This window comes from Capnocytophaga granulosa ATCC 51502 (assembly GCF_000411115.1).
Lineage (GTDB): Bacteria > Bacteroidota > Bacteroidia > Flavobacteriales > Flavobacteriaceae > Capnocytophaga > Capnocytophaga granulosa.
The window spans coordinates 1-1,585 of sequence record NZ_KE150254.1 but is presented as its reverse complement, the minus strand read 5'-3'; the positions used below and the strand labels follow the sequence as shown (position 1 = coordinate 1,585).

The 1,585-nt window shown below is 40.6% G+C and carries 2 protein-coding genes; both read left to right on the top strand.

Features of this window, described 5'->3' with window-relative positions:
- Window position 1 precedes the first annotated feature (1 nt).
- Window positions 2-643: a C40 family peptidase gene (locus HMPREF9331_RS07510; protein WP_016421357.1), complete on the top strand. Its 642-nt coding sequence runs from the start codon at window positions 2-4 to the stop codon at window positions 641-643.
- The coding region (locus HMPREF9331_RS07505; protein ID WP_016421356.1) for a type VI secretion system baseplate subunit TssG at window positions 643-1,585 on the top strand (943 nt) is incomplete at its 3' end. The genes HMPREF9331_RS07510 and HMPREF9331_RS07505, both read left to right, overlap by 1 nt.

Below are 1,585 nucleotides of genomic sequence, written 5' to 3'. Positions count from 1 at the left end.
AATGACCTATAAGAGACTCATTTACATATCAGTACTCATCTTTACAGCCGCCTGCTCAGGAGGCAAGTATATCCGTGAGGTGCCCTATCACTATTCCACGGATAGCTTTCGCAAAGCCGCGCAAGCTCATAAGGATAGTATAGACGCCAAATACACGGAGAGCAACTACAAGGATGAGCAGCTTTCAGATGAGGAAATACGACTTAAAGAAAAATATTCCATCATCTTAAAGACGATGCCACAGGATATACGTAACTATCCCTTATACGCTTATATTGATGCTTGGATAGGTACGCCTTACAAACCACAGAGCTTGGATAAGAAAGCGGGCGTTGATGCTTCTTACTTTGTACAGGCTCTATTCAGTGATATTTACAAAGAGACTTTCCCTAAAACTGCTGATGGTATATTCCGCTCTAAATCCTTGCAACTCTTTACAGGAAGGGATTTTTTAAAAGAAGGTGATATATTGTTTTTCAGATATTCCAAAGAACAACCTATCTCAGATGTGGGGATATACCTGCACAACGACCGCATCTTAGCCTGCACAGAGGAAGGATTAAATATCTATGATTTTAACGACTCTTATTTTCAGTTGCGCTATGTAGCTGCAGGCAGACTAAAACAAGAGAAAAAAAAGTAATGGCAACAGACTTAGAACATATCGCCCAAGAAATCACTGCTTTGAAATACGACATCAAGGCAGAAGTCCTTGTCAGCGACCTGATACAGCACAAGCATATCAAAGAAAACCAGTGTATTGTAGAGAAAGAAGGGCAGTTTGCACGCAGTTATCGCTTTGATGTGTTAGACGCTTCTGTTAAGGACTATCTCTATGATGCTACTCAGATGCTTTATATAAGTCTCTCCCGTGATAGTCTCTATGATACTTTGCCTGAAGGAATGGTGCACAGCAAAAATGCGGATACTTCAAAGAAGGGCATAGAGACAATGGTCAAGGAGTATCGCCAGCAAAAGGAAGAGGAAAAAGCAGCGAGATTGTTCTTTGCTCCTTTGGAGAATGAGCTGTTTCAGTTTAACGTACAAGCAGAAATCTTTGAGAGTTCCTTTTTAAAAGAAATCAATAGCTCCCTTGCCCCTGATGTTCTGTACACCCTATGGAATGTCCCTATGAGCTTTGAGCCAGTATTAGCCTCAAAGTTTATCAGCATATTACCCTATGCACATAAGATTATAGGCGACCTTGATAAGACTTGCGAGGTACTATCACTGCTTATTGGTGAAGAGGTCAAGGTAAATATCAGAGAATATGGCAACTATGCAGATACCGCCCAAGATACCCTACTTGGGAATTGTTATTTAGGCTTGGATACGATTGCAGGTACTGATTATACAGATTACACCAAGCATTTGGACTTGCAAATAGGTCCTTTGCAGCAAACTGAGTTACCTCAGTACCTACATCAAGGAGCTATTAAGGAGCTTTTGGCATTTTTTTATAGACACTTTTTCCCTATGGAAGTAGAGGTAACCACAGAGGTCGTGCTACCTAAAGAAAAGCAATCATCAATCTTAAATGTGACAGAAAGCCCTTCCTATTTGGGATACAATACTTACCTAACAG

What these genes read in the sequence shown, in the direction of transcription:
- HMPREF9331_RS07510 (WP_016421357.1), top strand. Translation starts at nt 2, where the DNA reads ATGACCTATAAGAGACTCATTTACATATCAGTACTCATCTTTACAGCC.